15 protein-coding genes and 3 tRNA genes are annotated in these 20,813 nt (G+C 70.2%); 9 read left to right on the top strand and 9 right to left on the bottom strand.

Annotated elements, in window-relative coordinates:
- Nucleotides 1-594 precede the first annotated feature (594 nt).
- The 3 genes from ABZ919_RS36055 to ABZ919_RS36045 all read right to left on the bottom strand — a co-directional run bounded on the left by ABZ919_RS36055 (nt 595) and on the right by ABZ919_RS36045 (nt 1,327).
- Nucleotides 595-667: transfer RNA gene (locus tag ABZ919_RS36055), tRNA-Gly, on the bottom strand.
- Nucleotides 668-749: 82 nt separating this feature from the next.
- Nucleotides 750-821, bottom strand: a tRNA-Gly gene (locus tag ABZ919_RS36050).
- A 188-nt stretch (nt 822-1,009) separates the two neighbouring features.
- Nucleotides 1,010-1,327, bottom strand: coding sequence for an Lsr2 family protein (locus ABZ919_RS36045; protein ID WP_031164632.1), 318 nt, complete (start codon nt 1,325-1,327; stop codon nt 1,010-1,012).
- Between the two features lie 310 nt (nt 1,328-1,637).
- Here ABZ919_RS36045 and purS point away from each other — a divergent pair, with 310 nt between their 5' ends.
- The 3 genes from purS to purL are packed head-to-tail and all read left to right on the top strand — an operon-like array spanning nt 1,638 to nt 4,833.
- On the top strand, nt 1,638-1,901 hold the full coding sequence (gene purS, locus ABZ919_RS36040; protein WP_007383088.1) for a phosphoribosylformylglycinamidine synthase subunit PurS: 264 nt from the start codon (nt 1,638-1,640) through the stop codon (nt 1,899-1,901).
- Nucleotides 1,898-2,578: a phosphoribosylformylglycinamidine synthase subunit PurQ gene (purQ, locus tag ABZ919_RS36035; protein WP_361256675.1), complete on the top strand. Its 681-nt coding sequence runs from the start codon at nt 1,898-1,900 to the stop codon at nt 2,576-2,578. The genes purS and purQ overlap by 4 nt, the downstream gene beginning before the upstream one ends.
- Nucleotides 2,575-4,833 carry a phosphoribosylformylglycinamidine synthase subunit PurL gene (gene purL, locus ABZ919_RS36030; protein WP_361256672.1) on the top strand — a complete coding sequence of 753 codons (2,259 nt, stop codon included), beginning with the start codon at nt 2,575-2,577 and terminating at the stop codon, nt 4,831-4,833. Before purQ ends, purL begins: the two co-directional genes overlap by 4 nt.
- Nucleotides 4,834-4,983: 150 nt before the next feature.
- Here the strand turns inward: purL and ABZ919_RS36025 are convergent, their stop codons facing one another.
- Nucleotides 4,984-7,710: a SpoIIE family protein phosphatase gene (locus tag ABZ919_RS36025; protein ID WP_361256734.1), complete on the bottom strand. Its 2,727-nt coding sequence runs from the start codon at nt 7,708-7,710 to the stop codon at nt 4,984-4,986.
- A 337-nt stretch (nt 7,711-8,047) separates the two neighbouring features.
- Between ABZ919_RS36025 and ABZ919_RS36020 the strand changes: the two genes are divergently transcribed.
- The 4 genes from ABZ919_RS36020 to purM all read left to right on the top strand — a co-directional run bounded on the left by ABZ919_RS36020 (nt 8,048) and on the right by purM (nt 12,211).
- Nucleotides 8,048-8,845: a sterol carrier family protein gene (locus ABZ919_RS36020; RefSeq protein WP_361256669.1), complete on the top strand. Its 798-nt coding sequence runs from the start codon at nt 8,048-8,050 to the stop codon at nt 8,843-8,845.
- 79 nt (nt 8,846-8,924) lie between these two features.
- Entirely contained in the window at nt 8,925-9,377 is a 453-nt protein-coding gene (locus ABZ919_RS36015; RefSeq protein ID WP_361256665.1) for an META domain-containing protein, read from the top strand.
- 202 nt (nt 9,378-9,579) lie between these two features.
- Nucleotides 9,580-11,109, top strand: a complete 1,530-nt coding sequence (gene purF, locus ABZ919_RS36010; protein WP_361256663.1) for an amidophosphoribosyltransferase — start codon at nt 9,580-9,582, stop codon at nt 11,107-11,109.
- Nucleotides 11,110-11,143: 34 nt separating this feature from the next.
- The gene (purM, locus tag ABZ919_RS36005) at nt 11,144-12,211 is read left to right on the top strand and encodes a phosphoribosylformylglycinamidine cyclo-ligase (RefSeq protein ID WP_361256660.1); all 1,068 of its coding nucleotides are present in this window, start codon (nt 11,144-11,146) and stop codon (nt 12,209-12,211) included.
- A gap of 82 nt (nt 12,212-12,293) precedes the next feature.
- On the opposite strand, the gene ABZ919_RS36000 is transcribed toward purM, so the two are convergent.
- A complete protein-coding gene (locus ABZ919_RS36000) occupies nt 12,294-12,542 on the bottom strand; it encodes a DUF3073 domain-containing protein (protein ID WP_361256657.1) in 249 nt (82 codons plus the stop codon).
- 301 nt (nt 12,543-12,843) lie between these two features.
- Nucleotides 12,844-13,950, bottom strand: a complete 1,107-nt coding sequence (locus ABZ919_RS35995; RefSeq protein ID WP_361256654.1) for a Glu/Leu/Phe/Val dehydrogenase dimerization domain-containing protein — start codon at nt 13,948-13,950, stop codon at nt 12,844-12,846.
- Nucleotides 13,951-14,150: 200 nt separating this feature from the next.
- On the opposite strand from ABZ919_RS35995, the gene ABZ919_RS35990 reads away from it, so the two are divergent.
- On the top strand, nt 14,151-14,993 hold the full coding sequence (locus ABZ919_RS35990; RefSeq protein WP_361256652.1) for a hypothetical protein: 843 nt from the start codon (nt 14,151-14,153) through the stop codon (nt 14,991-14,993).
- 557 nt (nt 14,994-15,550) lie between these two features.
- A complete protein-coding gene (gene bldC / locus ABZ919_RS35985; RefSeq protein WP_003949541.1) occupies nt 15,551-15,757 on the top strand; it encodes a developmental transcriptional regulator BldC in 207 nt (68 codons plus the stop codon).
- Nucleotides 15,758-16,217: 460 nt separating this feature from the next.
- Here the strand turns inward: bldC and ABZ919_RS35980 are convergent, their stop codons facing one another.
- The 3 genes from ABZ919_RS35980 to hrpA form a co-directional block, all read right to left on the bottom strand.
- Complete coding sequence (locus ABZ919_RS35980; protein ID WP_361256649.1) at nt 16,218-16,409, bottom strand: DUF6274 family protein; 192 nt, start codon at nt 16,407-16,409, stop codon at nt 16,218-16,220.
- 223 nt (nt 16,410-16,632) lie between these two features.
- Nucleotides 16,633-16,707 (bottom strand) — tRNA-Asp (locus tag ABZ919_RS35975).
- Nucleotides 16,708-16,804: 97 nt separating this feature from the next.
- On the bottom strand, nt 16,805-20,749 hold the full coding sequence (gene hrpA, locus ABZ919_RS35970; protein ID WP_361256646.1) for an ATP-dependent RNA helicase HrpA: 3,945 nt from the start codon (nt 20,747-20,749) through the stop codon (nt 16,805-16,807).
- Between the last annotated feature and the right edge of the window lie 64 nt (nt 20,750-20,813).

Below are 20,813 nucleotides of genomic sequence, written 5' to 3'. Positions count from 1 at the left end.
CATCGCCGGTACCCCGCACCACCGGCCGCCTCCGTCTCCGGCACCGTGGCCGCGGTGACCTCGGCCGCGGTGCCGGAGACGGCGGTACGGCCCTCGTGCCGGACGGCGAGCCGGTCGGCGAGGCCCCTCGGCGAGGCCCCTCGGCGAGGCCCTCGGCATCCTGCAGGCAGTACGTGGGGAGGGGCAGGCCGTCCGCGCGGCCGTACGAGCGTCCGGCGCACCAACTCCCGGGTGTCACGTCGGGCTTGCGTGCCGAACCCGGCCGTCGGCTCGTCGAGGAGGAGCACCTCGGGAACGCCGAGCAGGCCGCGCGTCGAAGCGATCCGGCGCCGCTGGCCGCCGGAGAGCGGCTCGCCCCGGACGCCGGCCCTGCCGCTCGGCCCCGGGCTCCAGCGCCTCCGCCTCGGGTCGCGTCCCGCTCGTGGCGGGCATCGTGCTCCAGCACCCGGATGCGGCCCCGGCGGGCGAAGATCTCCCCGCGCCACCGGGAAGGTGATCTCCGCGTACGGCGGGTGAGCGGGTGAGAGCGGGGGCGGGCGGACGAGCGCGGACAACGAGAAGACCCCGGTCCGATGGACCGGGGTCTTCTTCCCGAGCGGACGACGAGGCTCGAACTCGCGACCTCAACCTTGGCAAGGTTGCGCTCTACCAACTGAGCTACGTCCGCACTGCTCCCGACCGGCTCCCACCGATCGGTGCGAGCACCAGCCTACCTGATCCACAGGAGTGGTCGTGACGACCGGTGCCGGAGCGGGTGACAGGAATCGCACACTGCGCCTTCCCCCTGGAAGGGGGATGTTCTGCTACTGAACTACACCCGCACGTCCTCGGGGTTCCGGTTTCCCGGCCTCACCCCTCGGCGTGTCACAGACATTAGCTGATCAACAGGGGGGTTGCGCAAGTCGGCTCCCCGCTTGCTGCCCGTTGGGCCCAAGTGCACGGCCCTCAGGGCCCGCTGACGGGCCCTGAGGGCTGCCCCTTCGCGGGCTTCGCCGCCCCTGGGCGGGGCTCACTGCGCGGCGCTGAACGCCTCGTAGACCTTCTTGGGGATGCGCCCGCGGGCCGGGACGTCCATCTTGTTGGCCTGGGCCCAGGCCCGGACGGCCGCCGGGTCGGGGGCCACCTCGGTCTGCTTGTACGCCTTGCCGGAGCGTGACCGCTTGCGGCCGGCCTCGACATAGGGCGCGAGCGCCTTGCGCAGTTTCTTGGCGTTGGTTTCGTTCAGGTCGATCTCGTACGACTTGCCGTCGAGTCCGAAGGCGATCGTTTCCGCCGCTTCCGAGCCGTCGATGTCGTCAAAGAGCGTGACCACGACCTTTTGCGCCACGAATATCGGTCCCTTCGTGCGGCACGTCGATACAGCTCAACGGCGATGACGTGCCGAGTATCGGCTATTGCCAATTCATTTGTACAGTGCCCGGCAATGCAAAGTGAAGCCCGACTAAATCCGTCCGCGTGTCCGAAGCCAATAGGTGAACGGGGCGGACTGTCGAACTTTCCCAGAACTTTTCATGGCGGTGCGGCTTCGACACCCGATCGTGATGCGCCTCACGTAGTTTCCTACAACTCTACTCGCGTAGAAATTTTGTGCGGGTAGTCTGAAGGGACCTGCTCAGCACCACACACCGGGAGTGCCAGTGGCACGCGTCGTAGTCGACGTCATGCTCAAGCCGGAGATCCTCGACCCCCAGGGCCAGGCGGTCCAGCGTGCGCTGCCGCGCCTGGGTTTCGACGGGATCTCGGACGTCCGTCAGGGAAAGCGTTTCGAACTGGAAGTTGACGGGCCGGTCGACGAGGCCGCGCTCGCCCGCATCCACGATCTTGCGGAATCCTTCCTCGCCAACACGGTGATCGAGGACTTCACCGTCAAGGTCGAAGAAGTGGCGGAGGCGGCCAAGTGACCGCTCGTATTGGCGTCGTCACTTTCCCGGGCAGCCTCGACGACCAGGACGCCCAGCGTGCCATCCGCCTCGCGGGCGCCGAACCGGTCGCCCTGTGGCACAAGGACAAGGACCTCAAGCAGGTCGACGCCGTGGTTCTGCCCGGCGGTTTCTCCTACGGCGACTATCTGCGGGCCGGGGCCATCTCCCGGTTCTCGCCGGTGATGGAGCCCGTGATCGAGCAGGCGAAGGCCGGCCTGCCGGTCCTCGGCATCTGCAACGGTTTCCAGATCCTCACCGAGGCCCATCTCCTTCCGGGCGGCATGCTCGGCAACGACCACCTCCACTTCATCTGCCGCGACCAGAAGCTGCGGGTGGAGAACGCGGAGACCGCCTGGACCGCCGACTACCGTGCGGGCCAGGAGATCCACATTCCGCTGAAGAACATGGACGGCCGGTACGTCGCCGACGCGTACACGCTGGACAAGCTGGAGGCGGAGGGCCGGGTGGTCTTCCGGTACCTCGACTTCAACCCGAACGGCTCGCTCAACGACATCGCCGGCGTCACCAACGAGGCCGGCAATGTCGTCGGTCTGATGCCGCACCCGGAGCACGCCGTGGAGCCGCTGGTCGGTACGGGCCGCACCGACGGGCTGCCGTTCTTCACCTCGATCCTCAAGAAGCTGGTCAACGCATGAGCCGGACGCCTCTGGACACGGTCGAGCACGCGGCCGCGACCCCCGACGTCGAGCTGCCCTGGGCCGAACTGGGCCTGAAGAAGGACGAGTACGAGCGGGTGGTGGAGATCCTCGGCCGCCGCCCGACCGGCGCCGAGCTCGCCATGTACTCGGTCATGTGGTCCGAGCACTGCTCGTACAAGTCCTCCAAGGTCCACCTGCGCCAGTTCGGCGAGAAGGCGCCCGAGTCGGACGCGCTGCTCGTCGGTATCGGCGAGAACGCCGGCGTGGTGGACGTCGGCCAGGGCTACGCGGTCACCTTCAAGGTCGAGTCGCACAACCACCCGTCGTACGTCGAGCCCTACCAGGGCGCGGCCACGGGCGTCGGTGGCATCGTCCGCGACATCATCGCGATGGGCGCCCGCCCGGTCGCCGTCGTGGACCCGCTGCGCTTCGGCGCCGCGGACCACCCCGACACCAAGCGGGTCCTGCCCGGCGTGGTCGCCGGCATCGGCGGCTACGGCAACTGCCTGGGCCTGCCGAACATCGGCGGCGAGGTCGTCTTCGACGCCTGCTACCAGGGAAACCCGCTGGTCAACGCCGGTGCCATCGGTGTGATGCGGCACGAGGACATCCACCTCGCCAAGGCCTCCGGCGCGGGCAACAAGGTCATCCTGTACGGCGCCCGGACCGGCGGCGACGGCATCGGCGGCGCCTCGATCCTGGCCTCCGAGACCTTCGACGACGCCAAGCCGTCGAAGCGCCCCGCGGTCCAGGTCGGTGACCCCTTCCAGGAGAAGCTCCTCATCGAGTGCACCCTGGAAGCCTTCCAGGAGAAGCTGGTCGTCGGCATCCAGGACCTCGGTGCCGCCGGTCTGTCCTGCGCCACCTCCGAGCTCGCCTCCAACGGCTCCGGCGGCATGCGCGTCACCCTGGACGACGTCCCGCTGCGCGACTCCACGCTCTCGCCGGAGGAGATCCTCATGAGCGAGTCGCAGGAGCGCATGTGCGCGGTCGTGGAGCCGGAGAAGGTCGACCGCTTCCTGGAGATCTGCGCGAAGTGGGACGTCATCGCCACCGTCATCGGTGAGGTGACCGACGGCGACCGCCTGGAGATCTTCTGGCACGGCGGGAAGATCGTGGACGTCGACCCGCGGACCGTGGCCCACGAGGGCCCGACGTACGAGCGCCCGTACGCCCGCCCGGACTGGCAGGACGCCCTCCAGGCCGACGACGCGAACAAGCTGCCCCGTCCGGAGACGAGCGAGGAGCTGAAGGACCAGGTCCTGCAGCTCGTCGGGTCTCCCAACCAGGCCTCCAAGAGGTGGATCACCCAGCAGTACGACCACCTCGTGCAGGGCAACACCGTCCTCGCCCAGCCGGAGGACTCCGGCATGATCCGCGTGGACGAGGAGACCGGCCTCGGGGTCGCGATCGCGACGGACGGCAACGGCCGCTACGCCAAGCTCGACCCGTACGCCGGCGCGCAGCTGGCCCTGGCCGAGGCCTACCGCAACGTGGCCACCACCGGCGCCAAGCCCCTCGCGGTCTCCGACTGCCTGAACTTCGGCTCGCCGGAGGACCCGGCCGTGATGTGGCAGTTCGCGGAGGCCGTGCGCGGTCTGGCGGACGCCTGCCAGCAGCTCGGCACCCCGGTGACCGGCGGCAACGTCTCGCTCTACAACCAGACCGGCGAGGCGGCGATCCACCCGACCCCCGTGGTCGCCGTGCTGGGCGTGATCGACGACGTGGCGCGCCGCACCCCGGTCGCCTTCCAGGAGGAGGGCCAGCTGCTGTACCTCCTCGGCGACACCCGCGAGGAGTTCGGCGGCTCGGCCTGGTCCCAGGTGGTCCACGACCACCTCGGCGGCCTGCCCCCCAAGGTCGACCTGGAGCGCGAGCGGCTGCTGGCCGAGATCCTGATCTCCGCCTCCCGCGACGGCATGATCGACTCCGCGCACGACCTGTCCGACGGCGGCCTGGTGCAGGCGGTCGTGGAGTCCGCGCTGCTCGGCGGCAAGGGCGCACGGCTGGTCGTACCGGACGGCCTGGACGCGTTCACCTTCCTGTTCTCCGAGTCGGCCGGCCGCGCGATCGTCGCCGTGCCGCGCTCGGAGGAGGTCCGCTTCAACGACATGTGCGGTGCGCGGGGCCTGCCGGCCACCCGGATCGGTGTCGTCGACGGTGACACGGTGGAGGTCCAGGGCGAGTTCACGCTCCCCCTGGAGGAACTGCGCGCGGCGCACGAGGGCACGATCCCGGCGCTGCTGGCCTGACCGCCCGGCGGCAGGGGACCGTACGAAGGGACCGTACGAAGGCGCGGCCCGCCGACGCGGTGCCGGTGGTCCCGCGTGACGACGGCCTGCACCACCCCGCGAGGTGGTGCAGGCCGTCGTCGTGTCCGGGGCGGTGCCTGCCGTCCCGGCTCACAGCGCGGGATCGCCGAACTGTTCGAGGAGGACGTCGGCCGGTGTGTGCGCCGAGGCCGAGGACGCGGCGTCGTGGGTGGTCTGTTCCGTCCAGATGACCTTGCCGTGGGACGTGTACCGCGTTCCCCAGCGCTGGGCGAACTGCGCGACGAGGAACAGCCCCCGTCCGCCCTCGTCCGTGGTCGCCGCCCGGCGCAGCCGCGGAGAGGTGCTGCTGGCGTCCGAGACCTCGCACGTCAGACAGTTCCCGTACAGCAGCCGCACGCCGACCGGCGGGCTTCCGTAGCGGATCGCGTTCGTGACCAGTTCGCTGAGGATCAGTTCCGTGGTGAAGGCGATCTCCTCCAGCCCCCACTGCTCCAGCTTCTCCTTGCACTCGGCCCGCACCGAGGGCACCACCGCCGGGTCCGGCGGCACGCTCCACTCGGCCACGCGCGAGCGCGGGAACAGCCGGGTGCGGGCCACCAGGAGCGCGATGTCGTCGGGGCGGTGCGCGGTTCCGCCCAGCGCGCTGATCACCGCCTGGCACGTCTGGTCGGGCGTGCGCTCCGGGGCTCCGTCCAACGCCCGGCGCAGTGCATCCAGCCCGATGTCGAGGTCGCGGGTACGGTCCTCCACCAGGCCGTTGGTGTACAGCACCAGCTGTGTGCCCTCCGCCAGGCGCAGCTCGGCGGTCTCGAAGGGATAGCCCCCGAGACCCAGCGGCGCCGACACGGGCACGTCGGGACAGCACACCGTTCCCTCCGGACTCAGCACCACCGGGACGGGGTGCCCCGCGCTGGCGGTCGTGCAGGTCCCCGTCACCGGGTCGTAGATCGCATACAGACAGGTCGCACCCGTCACGCCCTCGCCCTCGCGGCCTTCGGCGCCACCGCCGGCGAAGTCCTCGTTGTCCATGCGGACCACCAGGTCGTCCAGGTTTCCGAGCACCTCGTCCACCGGGAGGTCCAGCGAGGAGAAGTTGTGCACCGCGGTGCGCAGCCGCCCCATCGTCGCGGCCGCGTGCAGTCCATGCCCGACGACGTCCCCCATCACCAGCGCCACCCGTTCGCCCGGCAGCGGGATGACGTCGAACCAGTCGCCGCCCACTCCAGCCTCGGCCGGCAGATACCGCCAGGCCACCTCCAGCGCGTCCTGTTCCGGCTGCCCCCGGGGCAGCAGGCTGCGCTGCAGTGTCACGGCCATCGCGTGCTCCCGGGTGAACCGGCGGGCGTTGTCGATGGCCACCGCCGCCCGCGCCGTGAGCTCCTCCGCGACGGACAGGTCATCCGGGTCGAACGGCGGGGACTTCGCCGTCCGGTAGAAGTTCACCACGCCCAGCGACACGTTCCGGGCCCGCAGCGGCACGGTCACCAGCGAACGTATCCCCGTCTCCAGGGCCTGCCGCGTCCGCTCGGGAGCGTGCTGCCGCCAGGCGCGCGCCCGCCGCAGGTCCGGCTCCAGCACAGCCCGGCCCTGCTGCAGCGCCAGCATCTGCGGAGTCCCCGGAGAGAACGTCATGAGCTCCTCCGGCGGGTAGGGCGCCGACATCTGCGGCGGGCCGAGGAGCGCCGCGCGCCGCAGCCGCTGCCAGCCTTCCGCCGTCGGCTCCCACCCGTGCAGCACCGGTTCGAGCAGGTCCACCGTGGTGACGTCGGCGAACCGCGGCACCACGGTCTCGGCCAGCTCCTCGGCCGTCCGCCGCACATCCAGCGTCGTCCCGATCCGCATCCCGGCCTCGTACAGCAGCTGCAGCCGCTCCCGCGCCACGACGGCCAGCCCCGACACCGCCGCGAGTTCCGTGGTGTCGCGCAGCGTCACGACGCTGCCGTCCCGGCCGTCGTCCGGGAAGGTGGGCCGCTTGTTCACCGCCAGCAGCCGGCCCTCCACCTCATACACCTCGTCGGTGACCGCACCCGGCGAGGTGAGCAGGTCCGTGATCGGCTCCGGCAGTCCCAGTTCCCCCACCGGGGCACCCCGTGCGTCCGGCGGCAGGGCCAGCAGTCGCTGCGCCTCGTCGTTGGCGAGCACCAGGCGCCCCTCGGCGTCGGTGATCAGCACTCCTTCCCGCACGGCGTGCAGGACCGCGTCGTGGTGCTCGTACATGCCCGCGAGCTCGCCCGGGGCGAGGCCGCGGGTCTGCCGCAGCAGCCGCCCGGACGCGAGCGTGGTTCCCGCCCCGGCCAGTACCAGTGCGGCCGCGCCCGCACCGAGGGTGAGCAGCAGTTGCGGCATCCACAGGCGTGCCACGTTCTTCACCGTCAGGCCCGCGGAGACCAGCCCGACGACCGTGCCGTGCGGGTCGGTCACCGGTACCACCGCCTGCACTGCCGTGCCCCTGCCGGCCGGCAGGGGTGGTCCGCCGGCCTGTTCGACGACGGTACGGCCGTGCAGCGCCGGTTCGATGTGGCCGACGAACTTCTTCCCGATCTCCTGGGGGTAGGGGTAGGTGTAGCGGATCCCCCGGGTGTCCGTGACGACGACGAAGTCCATGTGCGCTCGCTTGCGTGCCTGTTCGGCCCGCGGTTGCAGCAGCGCCGTGGGGTGCCGGCTCTGCAGTGCCGCGGCCGTTCCGGGGGCACTGGCGAACGACTGGGCGGCGACCACCGACGCCCGGCGTCCCTGTCGCAGTGCGTCGTTCGAGGCCTGCACCACCAGCCCTGCCGTCGCGGCGGCCACCAGCAGCAGCACGATCAGGACCTGGAAGAGGAAGACCTGCCCCGCCAGGCTGCGCGGGTCGAGCAGGCCGGCTCGACGTCGACGGGAGCGCCCGGTGCGCGGATCACGGGAGCGTATGCGAAATAGCCCGAAAGGCACCTCCACGTACCCTTCATAACACTTCCGTCACGGACCGGCTGACCGACGGCTGACCGACGGCTGACCGACATGGGCGCGCCCCACCCGCCGGCCCGGCGCGTGGTTCGGGGCACCCGGTCCGGGGCGCGGCCGCCTCACGCAGGAGAGCGGCGATCCGCCGCCGGCGTCGGTCACGGCCGGGGCGCCGTCGAACGGGCGCACCGCGCCTGCGGCCTGGTCGGAAACGACCTGAAGGGCCATGCCGCGAAGGCATAGGCTCACCGCCATGCCACCGGCCAAGAAGCGCGTCCGCAGCTACGATCCCGCCAGGACCCGCGCCGCGGTCCTCGCCCAGCTCGCACACGTCCGCGACGCCGTCCCCCGGCTCACGCCCGGGCAACTGGCCCTGCCCACGCGGCTCGGCGAGTGGACCGTGCGCGAGCTGATCGCGCACATCGGCATGGCCGTCACCGCCGTGCACCGCGCCCTGGACCGGCCGGCCCCGCCCAAGCAGGACGTCACGCCCGCCGAGTGGCCCTTCGCCACCGCGGCCCACGCGCGCGCCATCGACGAGTTCACCCGCCGGCTCGCCGCGGACCGTCCGGACCTCGCCGCCTACCTCGCCGACGTCGACGCGTCCCTGCGCACCCACCTCGCCGCCCACTCGGGTCCCCGGCTGCTGGAGACCGGCGCCGGCGCGCTGCCCCTGGACGACTACCTGGTCACCCGGACCGTCGAACTCGTCGTCCACACCGACGACCTGAACGCCGCCGTGCCCGGCCTGCAGGTGCCGTACGACCGCCAGGCGCTGGCCGCCGCCACCCGGGTGCTCGCCGACGCCCTCGCGGTGCGGGCGCCCGGCGGCTCCACCGAGGTGCGGGTGCCGCCGTACGCCGTCGTGCAGTGCGTCGAGGGGCCGCGGCACACCCGTGGCACCCCGCCCAACGTCGTGGAGACCGAGCCGCTGACCTGGCTCCGGCTCGCCACCGGCCGGGTGAGCTGGCCGGACGCCGTCGCCGAGGCGCAGGTCAGCGCGAGCGGGGAGCGGGCGGACCTCGGGGCGCTGCTGCCGCTGATGTCGTAGAGGTTCCCGCCGGGGCCCCACGGCGGAACCGGTCGCACCGCCAGCCCGTCGAATCAGCATGAACCGGTACAAGCAGCGCATGACCCTTGCGGTGGCCGCCGTGCTCGTCCCGCTCACGGTGGCCTGTGGCACCGGAAAGGCGGACAGTGGTGCGGTGAACGTCCCCCAGCCGGTGAACGCCCCACAGCCGGTGACCGGCGTCGACTGGCGGGTCGACAGCCTCACCGTCGGCGGTACGACCCGGCACGCGCCCGCCTCCGCCCGCCTGCGCGTCGACGAGGACGGCAGGGCGGCGGGCAACCTCGGGTGCAACCAGTTCAGCGCCCGGGCGACCGTCCACGGCGACCGGATCACGTTCGGCGACCTGCGGACGACCCGGATGGCCTGCGCTCCGGACCGGATGGAGTTCGAGCGCGCTCTTGCCCGCGCCCTCACCACCGGTACGCTCACCGCCAAGGTCGACCACATGAAACTCACGCTCACCGACGGCGACGGTGACCGCATCAGCCTCAGCCGCAACGCGCCGGGATGATGTGCGACACCTCACTCGTGCACCAGGCCAAAGGGATCCGCGACCGCCGCCCGCAGGGCCACCGCAGGTCTGCGCAACGCCCCAGCCACCCCGCTGACCAGTGGAAACGAGGAAACCGACAAGGTGATCGGCAAACACTGGCGGGTCAGGGACGCGTATCCCCAATTCGGACCAGTGGTCGACCTCGCCTACACTCGGTGGCGTGCCACGTGGTGACGGTCGACTCAATCACGATCTGCTTCCCGGCGAGAAGGGCCCCCAGGACGCTTGCGGCGTCTTCGGCGTCTGGGCTCCGGGTGAAGAGGTCGCAAAGCTCACGTACTTCGGGCTCTACGCCCTCCAGCACCGGGGTCAGGAATCCGCGGGAATCGCGGTCAGCAACGGCTCCCAGATCCTCGTCTTCAAGGACATGGGCCTGGTCTCCCAGGTCTTCGACGAGACCTCGCTCGGTTCCCTCCAGGGCCATATCGCGGTCGGACACGCCCGCTACTCGACCACCGGCGCCTCCGTGTGGGAGAACGCCCAGCCGACGTTCCGCGCCACCGCGCACGGCTCGATCGCGCTCGGCCACAACGGCAACCTGGTCAACACGGCCCAGCTCGCCCAGATGGTCGCCGAGCTGCCGAACGACAACAACAGCCGTTCCAGCCGGGTCGCGGCCACCAACGACACCGACCTGCTGACGGCGCTGCTCGCCGCCCAGGTCGACGAGGACGGCAAGCCGGTCACCATCGAGCAGGCCGCCCACCAGGTCCTGCCGAAGGTGCGGGGCGCCTTCTCGCTCGTCTTCATGGACGAGCAGACCCTCTACGCCGGCCGTGACCCGCAGGGCATCCGCCCGCTGGTCCTCGGCCGCCTGGAGCGCGGCTGGGTGGTCGCCTCCGAGTCCGCAGCCCTCGACATCTGCGGCGCGAGCTTCGTGCGGGAGATCGAGCCGGGCGAGTTCGTCGCCATCGACGAGAACGGCCTGCGCAGCTCGCGATTCGCGGAAGCGAAGCCCAAGGGCTGTGTCTTCGAGTACGTGTACCTGGCCCGCCCGGACACCGACATCGCCGGCCGGAACGTGTACCTCTCCCGTGTGGAGATGGGCCGCCGGCTCGCCAAGGAGGCCCCGGTCGAGGCCGATCTGGTCATAGCGACCCCGGAGTCGGGCACCCCGGCCGCCATCGGTTACGCGGAAGCCTCCGGCATCCCCTTCGGCAACGGCCTGGTGAAGAACGCCTACGTCGGCCGGACCTTCATCCAGCCCTCGCAGACCATCCGCCAGCTGGGCATCCGCCTGAAGCTGAACCCGCTGAAGGAAGTCATCAAGGGCAAGCGCCTGGTCGTCGTCGACGACTCGATCGTGCGCGGCAACACCCAGCGGGCCCTGGTCCGCATGCTCCGCGAGGCCGGCGCCGCCGAGGTCCACATCCGGATCTCCTCGCCGCCCGTGAAGTGGCCCTGCTTCTTCGGCATCGACTTCGCCACGCGCGCGGAGCTGATCGCCAACGGCATGACCATCGAGGAGATCGGCACCAGCCTCGGCGCCGACTCCCTCGCCTACATCTCCATCGACGGCATGATCGAGGCGACCACGATCGCCAAGCCGAACCTGTGCCGCGCCTGCTTCGACGGCGAGTACCCGATGGAACTGCCGGACCCGGAGCTGCTCGGCAAGCAGCTGCTGGAGACCGAGCTGGCGGCCGGTACCGCCAACACGGCCGCGGCCGACGCGATCCGCCGCCCGTAACACCCTGCAGTACGACACGAAAGCTCTCACAGTCATGTCTGAGACAACCGGTGCCAGCTACGCAGCGGCGGGCGTCGACATCGAGGCGGGCGACCGCGCCGTCGAGCTGATGAAGGAGTGGGTGAAGAAGACCCAGCGCCCCGAGGTCCTCGGCGGCCTCGGCGGCTTCGCCGGGCTCTTCGACGCCTCCGCCCTCAAGCGCTACGAGCGCCCCCTGCTCGCCTCCGCCACGGACGGGGTCGGCACCAAGGTGGACGTCGCCCGCCGCATGGGCGTCTACGACTCCATCGGGCACGACCTGGTCGCGATGGTCATGGACGACATCGTGGTGTGCGGTGCCGAGCCGCTGTTCATGACGGACTACATCTGCGTCGGCAAGGTCCACCCCGAGCGTGTCGCCGCCATCGTCAAGGGCATCGCGGAGGGCTGTGTGCTCGCCGGATGCGCCCTGGTGGGCGGCGAGACGGCCGAGCACCCGGGCCTGCTGGGCGAGGACGACTTCGACGTCGCCGGTGCCGGTACGGGCGTCGTGGAGGCCGACCGGCTGCTCGGCGCGGATCGCATCCGCAAGGGTGACACCGTGATCGCCATGGCGTCCTCCGGGCTTCACTCGAACGGGTACTCCCTGGTCCGCCACGTCCTCCTGAACACCGCGGGCCTGGCCCTGGAGTCGGAGGTCGCGGAGCTCGGCCGCACCCTCGGCGAGGAGCTGCTGGAGCCGACCAAGATCTACTCGCTCGACTGCCTGGCGCTGACCCGCACCGCTGAGGTGCACGCCTTCAGCCACATCACCGGCGGCGGGCTCGCGGCCAATCTGGCCCGCGTGATCCCGGACGCGCTGCACGCGACCGTCGACCGCGCCACCTGGACCCCGGGTGCGATCTTCGAGCTGGTCGGGAAGACCGGGAACGTCGAGCGCCTGGAGCTGGAGAAGACCCTCAACATGGGCGTCGGCATGATGGCGATCGTCCCCGAGGAGTCCACCGAGGTGGCCCTCGCGACCCTGGCCGACCGCGGTGTCGAGGCATGGGTGGCCGGCGAGATCACCGAGCGGGGCGACAAGGACACCGGCGCCGAGCTGGTCGGGACGTATGCGCTCTAAAGGCGCCACGAGCCGAACCTGCGGGTAGCACAGAACCCGGTCGGTGGCAGTGCCACCGACCGGGCAGGTGCTGAGTACTAGGTCAAGCGCCGCGACGGTGCTGTGAGGGACCCTCGTCCTCGTCCTCGTCGTCGTCCTCATAGAGGTCGGCGTATCGAGAATAGAGATCGTCGTCGTTCTCATCGTCCTCGAACGGCTCGCCGTTCGGCGGCTGGCTCGAAGTCGATGCGCCCAGTTCACTGGCCAGCCGTGACAGGTCAGTCCCACCGCTGTTGTACTTCAGCTGGCGGGCGACCTTCGTCTGCTTGGCCTTGGCCCGGCCGCGCCCCATGGCTCGACCCCCTCGGTGACGGGGCTCGACGGCCCCAGAGTCTGACACGCGTTCATGATCGGAACGGACCCTCCGTGGAGAGACCGGTCCGTAGGGCTTCCACGGTACCTGAGCCCGCGCCCATACGGTACGTCGCCCGCAGCACGCGCGTGTGCCCAAGACCTTCGAGGCGCCCCGTCCTCGCTGGTCAGTGGCGATTTTAACCACTTCTCGGGGAACGACCCGCCGGTGGAAGTGAGAGTTCTCTCGAAGTTCCCGCCGGCGGGTACCGCTCAAACGTGCGATACGCGCCCGGTGCCCGTCACTGCTCCGTACGTCCCGCGCGCGCCTCGGCCATCCGCTGCTCGGCGATCCGGTCGGCGGCCGCGGCCGGCGGAATGCCGTCCTCCTTCGCACGTGCGAATATGGCCAGCGTGGTGTCGAAGATCTTCGACGCCTTGGCCCTGCACCGGTCGAAGTCGAACCCGTGCAGTTCGTCGGCCACCTGGATGACCCCGCCGGCGTTCACCACGTAGTCCGGCGCGTAGAGGATCCCGCGGTCCGCGAGGTCCTTCTCGACGCCGGGGTGGGCGAGCTGGTTGTTGGCCGCGCCGCACACCACCCGGGCGGTCAGCACGGGCACGCTGTGGTCGTTCAGGGCGCCGCCGAGCGCGCAGGGAGCGTAGATGTCGAGCCCCTCGACGCGGATCAGCGCCTCGGTGTCGGCGACCGCCGTCACGCCCTCGGGGTACTGCTCGAGGATCCGCTGGACGGCGTCCGTGCGCACGTCCGTGACGACGACCTCGGCTCCCTCCTGGCGCAGGTGCTTCACCAGGTGGTGGCCCACCTTGCCGACACCGGCGATGCCGACCTTGCGGCCGCGCAGCGAGGGGTCGCCCCACAGGTGCTGGGCGGAGGCGCGCATGCCCTGGTAGACGCCGTAGGCGGTGAGCACGGAGGAGTCGCCGGCGCCGCCGTTCTCGGGGGAGCGGCCGGTGGTCCAGCGGCACTCGCGGGCCACGACGTCCATGTCGGCGACGTAGGTGCCGACGTCGCACGCGGTGACGTAGCGCCCGCCGAGCGAGGCGACCATGCGACCGTAGGCGAGCAGCAGCTCCTCGGTCTTGTCGCGCTCCGGATCGCCGATGATCACGGCCTTGCCGCCGCCGTGGTCGAGTCCGGCCATGGCGTTCTTGTACGACATCCCGCGCGCGAGGTTGAGCGCGTCGGCGACGGCCTCGGCCTCGTTCGCGTACGGGTAGAAGCGGGTCCCGCCGAGGGCCGGGCCCAGGGCGGTGGAGTGGATGGCGATCACGGCCTTCAGACCGGTCGCGCGGTCCTGACAGAGCACGACCTGCTCATGGCCGCCCTGGTCCGAGTGGAACAGGGTGTGCAGGACATCAGCAGGTGCGCCGGTTACGTCGGTCACTGTGGTGACTCCTGTGTAAATAGCGGCGGAGTGGGGACGGACCCCGTGCGGGTGGCGGGGTGCCGTGGCATGAGCGTAGAGCCTCGGCACGACCACCATCCGCGCAGTGTTCAGGATCACTCTCCCGCACCGTCTTGGCACGCATGACCGTGGCACGATTTGCAGTGTTTCGAGCGGGTCCCGATGGGGAGGGAGCAGGCGTGCCGAAGGTGTCCTCCGTGGTCGTCCCCTATGCCGCGTATCTGCGCGTGTACGAGCCGCTGGGCGCCTTCCCGGAGCCGGAGCGCAGCCACTGGGCCCGTTACGCCCGCCGCCCCGACCGGCCGTCCTACCAGGACGAACTGCGCCGCTCCCTGGCCGACTTGCTGCCCACCCCGCCGGTCGTGGTGCCGGTGCACGAGAGCAGCGACGCCTTCGTGCTGGACGTCGACGGCGTGGTCTGCGTGTGCCCCTGGCGGACCCGGCTGCGCGGCTGGCAGGCGCTCGGCGAGCTGGCGGAGGAGCTTCCCGTGCCGGTCCTGGACGCGGTGCTGCCCCCGGTCGTGCGCCGCCAGGCCGCCCAGGACTACGAGCGCTGGCTGGCGCGCAACCCCGACGCCCGCCCGTGGATCCGTACGGCCACCTGGCAGGTGCCGCTGAACTGGTTCGTGCTGGTCTCCGACGAGGAGCGGCGCTACGAGAAGGGCACCGCGGAGGTGCCGCCGCTGCTGCGCTACCGCACGCCCATGGTGCAGGCCCGGCGCCGGGTGGCCCGGGGGCTGCGCACGCTGCGGGACACCGTCGACGAAAGTCCCCTGATCGACGGTCTGGTGGACGTCGGCCGCTGGCTGGAGGAGTTCCATCCGCGCTCGCTGGTGGAACTGGACTACGGCGGTCTGGTGCACGTGCTGCCGGCCGGCGAGCTGGAGGGCGACCACTCCGCGGCCGACGTGGCCGAGGGCATCGAGGCGCTGCGCCGGGGTGACGGGGCGGCGGCCGGCGAGGCCTACGTGCGGCTGGTGGAGCGATGGCGTGCGGTGCGGGACCGGCGCTCGGCGAACTGAGGGACGCGACCGAGTGACGTGACGGGGCACCTGACCGAGTGACCTACGTCACGGCTCGAACGGCCTCGAACGACGTACGGTCTATGACACTTGTCCCTGTGCCGGGACGATGGTCCCGATCTGGACTTTTGTCTCAAGGGTGACGGACGGCACTTACAAGAGCCTTGCCCTAAGTGCCGCCCCTCATGCCAAAATAGGACAAGGGGCCCGGGGAGGGCTCCGTCCGTCCAACTGTGCTCCATTGTGGGCGGATTCTCGGCATTGCGCGCTTTGGGGGGTCTCGTGACTCCTGATCGCCCCTGTGACTGATCGTCACAGTGGCGTGACTGTCCGCTATGGCATGGTCCATCGGCTTCCGTCGCTGATGAACACCTGGGAGGGCAATTCCATCGGTTTGGCCGACGCGGCTGGACAGATGGTGTAGTTGTAGTGCCGAGGACAAGCCGTTCGTCCTATAACCGACTCGACTCGCGTCCGCCATTTCGGGCAACGCGGGTCAAGGTGCAGAATTTAGAGGAAAGAACCGAGAAGGTTCGGTTCTCCCGAGGAGGCCGCTCATGACCGCTCGCACCCCTGATGCCGAGCCGCTGCTGACCCCGGCTGAGGTCGCCACGATGTTCCGCGTCGACCCCAAGACGGTCACGCGGTGGGCGAAGGCCGGCAAGCTCACTTCGATCCGTACGCTCGGCGGGCACCGCCGCTACCGCGAGGCCGAGGTCCGCGCTCTGCTCGCGGGCATCCCGCAGCAGCGCAGCGAGGCCTGAACAACTGCATAAACGGGCAAACCGGCAGGTCCCCCAACCGGCCGCGGCGCCCGAACCCCTAGCTCCAAGCGACGCGGGACCTGCCCCAACAGGCCCCACGCCCGAGCCGAAGAGAACGTTGTAGGCAGCGACACAGGGTGCGTCGTAGATCGCGCTGGACTCCGCCGGGTCCAGCGCGATCTTTTTTGTGCGCCGGCCGGGGTGGGGGCGGGCCCTTGTGGGCGGCCTTGTCGGAGTCTGGGCAGCGGTGTCGGAACCCTTGCGCGCGCCCTCGGTGGCAGGTGCAATTGCACATATTAAATTGACCCGTTGTAGGACGAGGGTAAGTACCGCCCTTTCAAAAACTCATGCGGTGACTCCCATCACACGCTCGGGCAGTTGTTGCCGACCGTACGCTTGCGCTAGTGGAGCGGCCCGTTCCAGCGTCCCGCGCGGGCAGGGCCGTTGGGGCCGGCAGGGGTCACGCGCTGCGGGGACTTTCGTCCTCGGCTTGTCCGTCGCTCGCTTCCGGGACCCGGGAGGGCGCGTCCATCGCCAGCCGCAGCAGGCGATGGCAGACGGGGCAGTGGCGGGTGAGATGCCGGTAGGACGATGCGGCCGCCAGATGGGCCCTCAGCAGCGCCCGCGTCTCGTGCCTGGCCGATGCCGCCATACGCCACCTCCGCGGACCGCACAGGGGAACGGGCCCTGGTCCCTGGGTACCGGCGGAATGTGACGTCGTCAAGGGCGCGAGCGGCTCGGCCGGTTGGGCGGCGCTCCTCCGGTGCCGACGCCACGCACCGCCCGTACACCGAAGGGCCCGCCTCCGACGCCGGAAGCGGGCCCAAAGCGATGAGGCCCGCTCCCCTTACGGGGGGCGGGCCTCACTCCTGATGCGGTCCTGACGGGATTTGAACCCGCGGCCTCCACCTTGACAGGGTGGCGAGCACTCCAAACTGCTCCACAGGACCAGGTTTCGCGGCGCCTTGCTCGGTGCACTGCGCTGCGAGAAGAGACTGTACAGGAGGTGGGGCCGCCTGGTCGAACTCACCCGCTGTGTTCGAGTGACTACGACACGATGGCGTCGATCGCCTTCACGATCCGCTTGTCGGAGACCGGGTACGCCGTGCCCAGCGCGTGGGCGAAATAGCTGACCCTGAGCTCCTCGATCATCCAGCGGACGTCCAGGACCGAGGACGGCACCGGCCGGCCCTTGGGGAGCTGCTCCAGGAGCCAGGCGTACTCGTCCTGCATCTCGTGGACCTTCTCCATGCGCGTGGTGTCCCGCTGGACGTTCGTCGGCATCTGCTGCAGGCGCCGGTCGGCGGCCACGAGATAGCGCATCAGGTCGGGCAGGCGCCGTATGCCCGCCCAGGTGACGAAGCCCGGCTTCACGAGGGCGTCCAGCTGCTTGCGGACGTCCGTCAGGTTCGCGAGCAGCACCGGGCTGTTCACGGCCTTCAGACGGCGCTCACAGGCCTGCCAGGCCGCCAGGACCTGCTGCACCTGGGCGACCGTGCGGACCGTCGTGTCGACGATCTCCGCGCGCACCTTGTCGTACAGCTTCCGGTACGACTCCTCGTCCCACACGGGCCCGCCGAAGTCCGCGATCAGCTTGTCCGCCGCCGCCGTCGCGCAGTCGTCGAACAGGGCCTGGACCGAGCCGTGCGGGTTGGCGGACAGGGCGAGCTTCTGCTGGTTGGTGAGCTTGTCGGACGCGAACTTCGCGGGGTTCACCGGGATGTTCCGCAGGATCAGGCGCCGGGTGCCCTTCCACATGGCCTCCGCCTGCTCGGCCTCGGTGTCGAAGAGGCGGACCGAGACCGTGTCGCCGTCGTCCACCAGTGCCGGGTACGCCTTGACCGGCTGGCCGGCGCGACGGGTCTCGAAGACGCGGCTGAGCGTGCCGATGGTCCAGTCGGTCAGGCCCTTGCGTTCCAGGGAGGGGCCGCCCTCCCGCGAGGCGGTCGCTGCCGCCGCCTGGGACAGAGCCTGCCGCGCCTTCGGCTTCAGCTTGAGCTTGAGCGCCTCCAGGTCCTTGTCCTCGGCCAGCTTCCGGCGCCGCTCGTCGACGATCCGGAACGTGATCTTCAAGTGGTCGGGGATCTTGGACCAGTCGAAGTCGTCCGCCTCGAAGGGCACGCCGACCATCCGCTTCAGCTCGCGGGCCATCGTCACGGTCAGCGGCTCCTGGAGGGGCACCGCCTTCTCCAGGAAGGCCCTGGCGTAGTTCGGCGCGGGCACGTAGTTGCGGCGGACCGGCTTGGGGAGGGACCGGATCAGCTCCGTGACGACCTCCTCGCGCAGCCCCGGGATCTGCCAGTCGAAGCCCTCGTCCGTGACCTGGTTGAGGACCTGGAGCGGGATGTGGACCGTCACGCCGTCGGCGTCCGCGCCCGGCTCGAACTGGTAGGTCACCCGGAACTTGAGCGCGCCCTGCCGCCAGGAGTCCGGGTAGTCGGCCTTGGTGACCGCCTCCGCCGACTCCCGGATGAGCATCTCCCGCTCGAAGTCCAGGTAGTCGGGCTGCTCGTGCCGCTTCCGCTTCCACCAGGAGTCGAAGTGCGCGCCGGACACGACGTGTTCGGGCACCCGCTGGTCGTAGAAGTCGAAGAGCGTGTCGTCGTCGACCACGATGTCCCGGCGCCGCGCCCGGTGCTCCAGCTCCTCGACCTCGCTGAGGAGCCTGCGGTTGTCGGCGAAGAACTTGTGGTGCGTGCGCCAGTCGCCCTCGACCAGCGCGTTGCGGATGAACAGCTCACGGCTCGTCTCCGGGTCGATGCGGCCGTAGTTCACCTTGCGCTGGGCGACGATCGGAACGCCGTACAGCGTGACCTTCTCGAACGCCATCACGGCCGCCTGGTCCTTCTCCCAGTGCGGTTCGCTGTACGTCCGCTTCAGGAGGTGACCGGCGAGCGGTTCGACCCACTCCGGTTCGATCCTGGCGTTGACCCGCGCCCAGAGCCTGGAGGTCTCCACCAGCTCGGCCGACATCACGAACTTCGGCTGCTTCTTGAACAGGGCCGAGCCCGGGAAGATCGCGAACTTGGCGTTGCGGGCGCCCAGGTACTCGTTCTTGCTGCCGTCTCGGACGTCCTTCATCCCGATGTGGGAGAGCAGCCCGGCGAGGAGGGAGGTGTGGATGCGGTCGGCCGGGGCGTCCTCCTCGGCGAGGTGGATGCCCATCTGCTTGGCGACCGTGCGCAGTTGGGTGTAGATGTCCTGCCATTCGCGGATGCGCAGGAAGTTCAGGTACTCCTGCTTGCACATCCGGCGGAAGGAGCTGGAGCCCCGCTCCTTCTGCTGCTCGCGGACGTACCGCCACAGGTTCAGATAGGCGAGGAAGTCGCTGGTCTCGTCCTTGAAGCGGGCGTGCTGCTGGTCGGCCTGGGCCTGCTTGTCGGCGGGGCGCTCGCGCGGGTCCTGGATGGACAGCGCGGCGGCGATGACCATGACCTCGCGGACACAGCCGTTCCTGTCGGCTTCCAGGACCATGCGGGCCAGGCGCGGGTCGACGGGCAGCTGGGCCAGTTTGCGTCCGGTGTCGGTGAGCCGCTTGCGGACGTCCTTCTGCGCGGGGTCCAGCGCGCCCAGTTCCTGCAGCAGCTGGACGCCGTCGCGGATGTTGCGGTGGTCCGGCGGATCGATGAAGGGGAACTTCTCGATGTCGCCGAGTCCGGCCGCGGTCATCTGGAGGATGACCGAGGCCAGGTTCGTCCGCAGGATCTCGGCGTCCGTGAACTCCGGTCGGGCGAGGAAGTCGTCCTCGGAGTACAGCCGGATGCAGATGCCGTCGGAGGTACGGCCGCAGCGGCCTTTGCGCTGGTTGGCGCTCGCCTGCGAGATCGGCTCGATGGGCAGCCGCTGCACCTTGGTGCGGTGGCTGTAGCGGCTGATGCGGGCGAAGCCGGGGTCGATGACGTACTTGATGCCGGGGACGGTGAGGGAGGTCTCCGCGACGTTCGTGGCCAGCACGATCCTGCGCCCGGTGTGCGGCTGGAAGACCCGGTGCTGCTCGGCGTGGGAGAGCCGCGCGTACAGGGGGAGGACCTCGGTGTACCTGTACTTCTTCTTCTCCAGCGCGTCCGCCGTGTCCCGGATCTCCCGCTCGCCGGAGAGGAAGACGAGGATGTCTCCCTTCCCCTCCGCCATCAGCTCCTCGACGGCGTCGGTGATGGCGGTGATCTGGTCCCGGTCGGCGTCCTCGGAGTCCTCCTCCAGAAGCGGCCGGTAGCGCACCTCCACCGGGTACGTACGCCCGCTGACCTCGATGATCGGGGCGTCGCCGAAGTGCCGGGAGAAGCGCTCGGGGTCGATGGTCGCGGAGGTGATGACGACCTTGAGGTCCGGCCGCTTCGGCAGCAGCTGCGCCAGATAGCCGAGCAGGAAGTCGATGTTGAGGGACCGCTCGTGTGCCTCGTCGATGATGATCGTGTCGTAGGCGCGCAGCTCGCGGTCGGTCTGGATCTCGGCGAGCAGGATGCCGTCCGTCATCAGCTTGATGAACGTGGCGTCCGGGTTCACCTGGTCGGTGAACCGCACCTTCCAGCCGACGGCCTCGCCGAGCGGGGTCCGCAGCTCGTCCGCGACCCGCTCTGCGACGGTGCGGGCGGCGATCCGGCGGGGCTGGGTGTGTCCGATCATGCCGCGCACGCCGCGGCCCAGTTCCAGACAGATCTTCGGGATCTGCGTGGTCTTCCCGGAACCGGTCTCACCGGCGACGATGACGACCTGATGATCGCGGATGGCCGCCGCGATCGCGTCCTTCCTCTGGCTGACCGGCAGCTGCTCCGGATAGCCGATCGCGGGCACACGGGAGCGCCGCTCGGCCATCCGGGCCTCGCCCTTGCCGACCTCCGCCTCGATCTCGGCGAGGACGGCGGCGCGGGCTTCCGGCTTACGGATCTTGCGCGCGCCCTCGAGCCGGCGGCCGAGCCGCTGCGCGTCGCGCAGCGACAGTTCGGTCAGTCGGGGAGCGAGGGCGCCGAGAGCGGGGGCGGGGTGCGTAGACATACGCCGTCCAGGATCTCACCCCGTCGGAAAAACACGCGAGCGATTTGACTCGGGGCGCCGGTGG

It is taken from the genome of Streptomyces sp. NPDC046759 (assembly GCF_040645475.1).
Classification (GTDB): Bacteria; Actinomycetota; Actinomycetes; order Streptomycetales; family Streptomycetaceae; genus Streptomyces.
This window is presented reverse-complemented; position numbering and strand designations above follow the sequence as displayed.